Below are 6,949 nucleotides of genomic sequence, written 5' to 3'. Positions count from 1 at the left end.
CTGCGCGCGCCGGTGCGCGGCGGCGGCGCGGTGTCGCGCGGCGCGGCCACCATCATCGCGAGTTCGAACAGGCCATCCCATGCATCGGGCGGCAGCGCATTGCGCCAGTCGCCGCGCGCCTGCCCCGAGAGGCCCTTGACCTGCCGGTCGAGCCGCGCCGCGAGCGCGAGACCGCGCTCCAGCGTCGCTTCGGAAAGACGCGAAAGCGCCGGCCCGATCAGGCGCTCGCGCGGTCCCCAGACGCGGTTTTCACGCAGCAGCATGGCGAGCGGCTTGCCCGCGCCCACACCGCGCTTGATGCGCAGCAGCGTGCGGATTTCCTCGACGACGGCCCACAGCACCAGCACCGAGGCTTCGCCCTCGCCCTGCAACCCGTCGAGCATGCGCGCGAGGCGGCCCGCGTCGCCGGTCAGCATGGCTTCGTTGAGCTTGAAGACGTCGTAGCGCGCCACGTTGAGCACGGCGTCGTGAATCTGCTCGAAGCTCAGGACGCCTTGCGGATACAGCAGCCCGAGCTTCTGGATTTCCTGATGCGCCGCCAGCAGGTTGCCTTCGACGCGCTCCGCGACGAACTGCAGCGAGCGGCGGCCATCTTCGCCGGGCGCGACGCGCTGGCCCTGCATGCCCAGACGCTGACCGATCCAGTTCGGCAGCGCGGCGCGCTCGACCGGATCGATCTTGATCGCCACTCCGCCTTCGGCGAGCGCCGTGAACCACGCGGACTTCTGCGTGGCCGCATCGAGACGCGGCAGCGTGACGAGCGTCAGCACATCGGGATTGCCCGACTTCGCGAGCGTCTTCAGCGCATCCGCGCCTTCCTTGCCGGGCTTGCCGGTCGGAATGCGCAACTCGACCAGCTGGCGATCGCCGAACAGCGACATCGACTGGCTCGCGCCGAGCAGCGCGCTCCAGTCGAAACCGCGCTCGACCGTGAACACCGAGCGGTCGGTAAAGCCCGCGGCGCGCGCGCTCGCCCGGATGCGGTCGCACGCCTCCTGGGCGAGCAGATGCTCGTCGCCGAAGACGACGTACAGGCCGGCCATCCCCTTGGCGAGGTGCGGCTCGAGTGCGTCCAGTCGCAGTTGCATGAAGAGCGCTTTAGAAGGAGAACAAAAACAGCGTCAACGCGGGCCGATCCGTGCAGCGATCGACCCGGTGACCGACCCGGCGATCAGAGCGGCGGCGGCGGCAGCGGCGCGCGCGGCGCGACGCCCGGCACGACCTGATCAGGCGTCGGATGCAGCGTCTTGAGCACCGCGAGGCGGCGCGTGAGCTGATCGACCGCGTCGTTCTGCATGTCGGCGAACAGCAGATCCGACTCGGTCACCTTCGCGGTCGAATACTGGTCGCTATAGGTCATCGCGCGGTTGAGCGCGATCGTGCTCGGGCGGATCAGCGGCGAACCGTCCGGCGCCATCAGCGCGTAGTTGAGCGAATAGTTGACCTGGTATTCCTCGACGGCGCCGAGCGAGCTCAGCGTCAGCGTGCTGAAGCTGCGCGATTCGCCCACGCGCAGCACGGCGTCGGCGTTGGCCGTGGAATCGACCACGACCGAATCGCTGCCGCCTTCGATCATGCGCGTAAGGCGCGCCGCCACGGGCGGGGGAGCGCCGACGATGGCAAGGCGCTTGAACGCGTAGTTCTGCTCGCCGCGCAGCTGAAAACCGCACGCCGAGAGCATCAGGGCGCTGCTCGCCACTAACAGGAACGATCTGCGAATCACGTGGACTCCTGGGTTCGCGACAGATTCAGTTCGGCCGGCGCGCGGTGCGCTTGCACGCGCGCGCCGGCCTGGGAGGCACGTCAGACGACGACGTTCACGAGACGGCCCGGCACGACGATGATCTTCTTCGGTGCGCGGCCTTCCGCGAACTTGACGAACATCTCGTGAGCGAGCGCTGCCGCTTCGATCGCATCCTTCGGCGCATCCTTGGCGACGGTCACGGCGCCACGCACCTTGCCGTTCACCTGGAGCACGAGTTCGATCTCGGCCTGTTCGAGCGCCTGTTCATCGACCTTCGGCCAGGGCGCGTCGAGCAGCGTGCCGTATTCGTCGGCGTAACCGAGCAGCTTCCACAGTTCGAACGTGAGGTGTGGCACGACCGGATAAAGCACGCGCAGCAGCACGCCGAACGTCTCGCGCTGCACGCCCGCGCCGGCGGTCTTCGCACCGTCGATGGCGTTGAGCATCTTCATCGCCGCCGACACAACCGTGTTGTATTGCAGACGCTGATAGTCGAAGTCGGCCTGCTTGAGCACGCCATAGACTTCGCGGCGCAGCGCCTTTTCGGCGTCCGTGAGCGCAGCGGCGTCGAACGTCGCGCGCGAGCGGATCGCTTCCGCGTTCGTGTAGCCGAACGACCAGACGCGGCGCAGGAAGCGGCTCGCGCCTTCCACGCCCGCGCCCGACCATTCGAGCTGCTGCTCGGGCGGCGCCGCGAACATCGTGAAGAGACGCGCGGTGTCGGCGCCGTACTGATCGATCAGCACCTGCGGATCGACGCCGTTGTTCTTCGACTTCGACATCTTCTCGATGCCGCCCAGCACGACGGCCTGACCGTCGCTGTTGAGCGTCGCGCCGGTCGGACGACCCTTGTCGTCGTGCGTGACCGTGACGTCGGCCGGGTTATACCAGGTCTTCTTGCCCGACGCGTCTTCGCGATAGAACGTTTCGTTGAGCACCATGCCCTGCGTGAGCAGGTTCTTCGCCGGTTCGCCGAACTTCACGAGGCCGAGATCGCGCGAGACCTTCGCCCAGAAACGCGAGTACAGCAGGTGAAGAATCGCGTGCTCGATGCCGCCGATGTACTGGTCCATCGGCATCCAGTAGTCGGTGCGCTCGTCGACCATGTTCACTGCGTCCGGCGCCGCGTAGCGGTAGAAGTACCACGACGAGTCGACGAAGGTGTCCATCGTGTCGGTTTCGCGCTTCGCGTCGGCGCCGCAGCTCGGGCATTTGCAGTTCAGGAACGCTTCCGACTTCGCGAGCGGGTTGCCCGTGCCGTCCGGCACGAGGTCTTCCGGCAGCACGACCGGCAGGTCCTGCTCGGGCACCGGCACGTCGCCGCAGCTCGGGCAGTGGATGATCGGGATCGGCGTGCCCCAGTAGCGCTGGCGCGAGATGCCCCAGTCGCGCAGACGCCACGTGACCTGCTTGTCGCCGTAACCGTGCGCCTTCAGGTCCGCCGCCACGGCGTCGACCGCCGCTGCGTAGTTCAGGCCATCGTACTTGCCGCTGTTCACGGTGACGGCGCGATCCTTGTCGCCGTACCATTCCTGCCAGCCGTCGAGCGAGTACGTCTCGCCTTCCACCGCGATCACCTGCTTGATCGGCAGGTCGTATTTCTTGGCGAACGCGAAATCGCGCTCGTCGTGGCCCGGCACGCCCATCACGGCGCCTTCGCCATAGCTCATCAGCACGTAGTTGCCGATCCACACCGGCACCTGCTCGCCCGTGACCGGATGCGTGACCGTGAAGCCCGTGTCCACGCCCTTCTTTTCCATCGTGGCCATGTCGGCTTCGGCGACGCCGCCACGCTTGCATTCGTCGATGAAAGGCAGCAGTTCCGGCTTGTCCTGGGCGATGCGCGTGGCGAGCGGGTGCTCGGCGGCGATCGCGCAGAACGTCACGCCCATGATCGTGTCGGCGCGCGTGGTGAACACGCGCAGCAGCGTCTTCTCGCCGTCGAGTTCGTACGGGAAACCGAAGTTCACGCCGAAGCTCTTGCCGATCCAGTTCTGCTGCATGATCTTGACGCGCTCGGGCCAGCCGAGGCCGTCGAGGTCGTTCAGCAGTTCATCGGCGTACTGCGTGATGCGCAGGTAGTACATCGGGATTTCGCGCTTTTCCACCAGCGCGCCCGAGCGCCAGCCGCGACCGTCGATCACCTGCTCGTTGGCGAGCACAGTCTGATCGACCGGGTCCCAGTTCACCGTGCCGGTCTTCTTGTACGCGATGCCCTTTTCGAGCATCTTCAGGAAGAACCACTGGTTCCACTTGTAGTAGTCGGGCTTGCAGGTGGCGATTTCGCGCGACCAGTCGATCGCGAGACCCATCGACTGCATCTGGCCCTTCATGTACTCGATGTTGCTGTACGTCCACTGCGCGGGCGGCACGCCGTTGGCCATCGCGGCGTTTTCGGCAGGCATGCCGAACGCGTCCCAGCCCATCGGCATGAGCGTGTTGTAGCCGTTCATGCGCAGATAGCGGTACATCACGTCGTTGATCGTGTAGTTCCGCACGTGGCCCATGTGCAGCTTGCCCGACGGATACGGCAGCATCGAGACGCAATAGAACTTGGGCTTGTCGGCCTTTTCGGCCGTCCGGTAAGCGTCGCTGTCGCGCCATTCGCCTTGCGCGGCGGATTCGACGTCGGAGGGAACGTATTTTTCGAGCATGGTGTGGATGGGGTAACGCGGAATCTGGCGGATTCTGGCCCGATTCAGTTCAAATTCAGGCGGAGTCGGTGCCGGATGCACCGGACCGGTCGTTCGCAGCCGGACTGCGACGCCGGCGGGTGGCGGGCTACGCTGGCTAAACGACCCCGTGATAAGCGGGGAAACGCTGATTATACCGTTGACTGGGCCGGGCTTTCCGCCCGGTTTGACATGAGCGCGCCGGCGCCGGGCGCAGCGTGCTCGCGGCGCGCGACGATCAATGCTGCGCGGGCGCCGGATCGGTCACGAAACCGATGCGCGCGAGGCCCGCAGCCTGCGCCGCGCCCATCACCTGGGCGATGATGTCGTAGCGCGTGTCGCGCGCGGCGCGTAGCTGCAGGTCGGGCTGCTGCGCCTCGGGCGCCTTGCCCGCGTCGGCGAAACGCTGGCGCAGCTCGTCGAGCGAAATGGGCGCGGCGTTCCAGTAGAGCTTGCCCGCGCCGTCGATGGACAGCGTGACGGTCTGCGGCGTCTGCCGCGCGGCCTCGGCGGCCACCTGCGGCAGTTCGAGCCGGATCGCGTGCGTAAACAGCGGCGCGGTGATGATGAAAATGACGAGCAGCACGAGCATGACGTCGATGAGCGGCGTCATGTTGATCTCGGCCATCGGTGCCGAATCGCGCTTCTTTTCGAGTCCGCCGAATGCCATGCGTGCCTCCGTGTCAGCGGCGCTTCACAGCGCCCCGGCGCGCGTGACGCCTTCGCTGCGCGCAGCCAGCGGGAGATCGCGCGCTGCGGCGCTGTCGTCCGGCGCGCAGGCGTAAGCGTGCAGATCGTGCGCGAAGCCGTCGAGATCGTCGGAGATCTGGCGCACGAGGCGGCCGAGCACGTTATAGGCGAGCACCGCGGGAATCGCCACGACGAGGCCGAAGGCCGTCATGATGAGCGCCTCGCCCACCGGGCCGGCCACGTTTTCGATCATCGCCTGGCCGCTCGCGGCAATGCTGCCGAGCGCGTGATAGATGCCCCAGACGGTGCCGAGCAGGCCGACGAACGGCGCCGTGCTGCCCACCGAAGCCAGCAACACCTGACCGAACTCCAGCCGTCGTTGCGACCCCTGAAGCGCACCGCGCAGCGCGCGCAGCACACGCTCGCCGCGATCCACGCGGGCCAGCAACGCGCCGGGCGCGTCGGATTCGACGACTGCGAGGGTCGCTTGCGCGAGCGGCAAAAACACGCGCTCGCGGTCGACCGCACGCATCGCGCTCACGCCCTCGCCGAGCGAATGCGCCTGCCAGAAGCGGGCCACGGCGCGCGGCCCCTGGCGCTTCGCGCGCACCAGCATCCAGCTTTTGACGATCAGAAAACACCAGCTCGCGATCGACATGGCGAGCAGCACCCACGCGACCGCGTGGGTGACGGCGTCGCTCGTCTGCAGATAGTGGGTGACTCCGGAACTCGCTGCCATCGGCCCTCGTCTCGCGGCGGAACTGCCGCGTTGGTGTCAGGTTCGCTCAGCGCAGGCCGAGCACGTCCTGCATATCGTACAGGCCGCTCGCCTTGTCCTGCAGAAACAGCGCGGCGCGCACGCTGCCTTGCGCGTACGACAGGCGGCTCGACGACTTGTGCGTGATCTCGATGCGCTCGCCGATGCCCGCGAACAGCACCGTATGGTCGCCGACGATGTCGCCGCCGCGAATCGCCGAAAACCCGATGGTCGAGGGATCGCGCTCGCCGGTCACGCCATTGCGGCCATACACGGCGCAGTCGTCGAGGTTGCGGCCGAGCGCGTGCGCCACGGCCTCGCCCATCGCAAGGGCGGTGCCCGAGGGCGCGTCGACCTTGTGGCGATGGTGCGCCTCGATGATCTCGATGTCGTAGCCCTTGTCGAAGAACTGCGCAGCGTATTCGAGCAGCTTGAGCGTGACGTTCACGCCGACGCTCATGTTCGCGGCGAACACCACGCCGACCTTCTGCGCGGCCGCGCCGAGCTGCGCCTTCTGCTGCGCGTCGAAGCCGGTCGTGCCGATCACCATCTTCACGCCGTGGCGCTGCGCGGCTTCCAGGTGCACGAGCGTGCCCTCGGGGCGCGTGAAGTCGATCAGACAGTCGCTCTGCGCGAAGACCTGTTCGATGTCGTCGGTGATCTGCACGCCGGTTTGCTTGCCGAGGAACGCACCCGCGTCCTGGCCGAGGACGGACGAGCCCGTGCGGACGAGCGCGCCTGAGAGCGTGCAGTCAGGCGAGTTGAGAACGGCTTCGATGAGCATGCGGCCCATGCGGCCCGATGCGCCGGCGATTGCGATTTTCATGACGGTACCTGCAAACGTGAAACTGGCCGCGTCCGCGCACGGGACACACCGCGCGCGGCCACCACCAAAAAACGCGGCGGCCGAAGCCGCCGAGGAGAGGCGCAGCGCAACGCGCTACGCCTGTGCGAATTGTCCGATACGACGCACCGCGCGGCGGACTGCGCGACGCGCTGCGCCGTCGGACCCCGCGATCAGTTGCCCGTGGCCGTGGCGCCCGAAGCGGGCACGGTGGGTCGCGCGGTCCGCGGCGCGTTTTGTGG

6 protein-coding genes are annotated in these 6,949 nt (G+C 67.3%); all 6 read right to left on the bottom strand.

Annotation, left to right across the window (positions count from 1 at the left end):
• Nucleotides 1-1,088 (bottom strand): DNA polymerase III subunit delta (gene holA / locus G3N97_RS34880; protein WP_205997399.1); only part of this gene is annotated, 1,088 nt, incomplete at its 3' end.
• Nucleotides 1,089-1,171: 83 nt separating this feature from the next.
• Nucleotides 1,172-1,723: an LPS assembly lipoprotein LptE gene (gene lptE, locus G3N97_RS34875; protein ID WP_205997398.1), complete on the bottom strand. Its 552-nt coding sequence runs from the start codon at nt 1,721-1,723 to the stop codon at nt 1,172-1,174.
• 80 nt (nt 1,724-1,803) lie between these two features.
• A complete protein-coding gene (leuS, locus tag G3N97_RS34870; protein ID WP_205997397.1) occupies nt 1,804-4,398 on the bottom strand; it encodes a leucine--tRNA ligase in 2,595 nt (864 codons plus the stop codon).
• A 256-nt stretch (nt 4,399-4,654) separates the two neighbouring features.
• Nucleotides 4,655-5,086: a biopolymer transporter ExbD gene (locus G3N97_RS34865; RefSeq protein ID WP_205997396.1), complete on the bottom strand. Its 432-nt coding sequence runs from the start codon at nt 5,084-5,086 to the stop codon at nt 4,655-4,657.
• A gap of 24 nt (nt 5,087-5,110) precedes the next feature.
• A complete protein-coding gene (locus tag G3N97_RS34860; protein ID WP_205997395.1) occupies nt 5,111-5,845 on the bottom strand; it encodes a MotA/TolQ/ExbB proton channel family protein in 735 nt (244 codons plus the stop codon).
• 46 nt (nt 5,846-5,891) lie between these two features.
• A complete protein-coding gene (gene dapB / locus G3N97_RS34855; RefSeq protein ID WP_205997394.1) occupies nt 5,892-6,689 on the bottom strand; it encodes a 4-hydroxy-tetrahydrodipicolinate reductase in 798 nt (265 codons plus the stop codon).
• Between the last annotated feature and the right edge of the window lie 260 nt (nt 6,690-6,949).

Source organism: Paraburkholderia sp. Ac-20347, from assembly GCF_017104805.1.
Classification (GTDB): domain Bacteria; phylum Pseudomonadota; class Gammaproteobacteria; order Burkholderiales; family Burkholderiaceae; genus Paraburkholderia; species Paraburkholderia tropica.
Note: the sequence above shows the minus strand (reverse complement) of the source record. Positions and strands in the feature narration are given on the sequence as shown.

Bases quoted from the DNA above. Each gene is read 5' to 3' on its own strand.
- G3N97_RS34865 (WP_205997396.1), bottom strand. From the start codon at position 5,086: ATGGCATTCGGCGGACTCGAAAAGAAGCGCGATTCGGCACCGATGGCC.
- leuS (WP_205997397.1), bottom strand. From the start codon at position 4,398: ATGCTCGAAAAATACGTTCCCTCCGACGTCGAATCCGCCGCGCAAGGC.
- dapB (WP_205997394.1), bottom strand. From the start codon at position 6,689: ATGAAAATCGCAATCGCCGGCGCATCGGGCCGCATGGGCCGCATGCTC.
- G3N97_RS34860 (WP_205997395.1), bottom strand. From the start codon at position 5,845: ATGGCAGCGAGTTCCGGAGTCACCCACTATCTGCAGACGAGCGACGCC.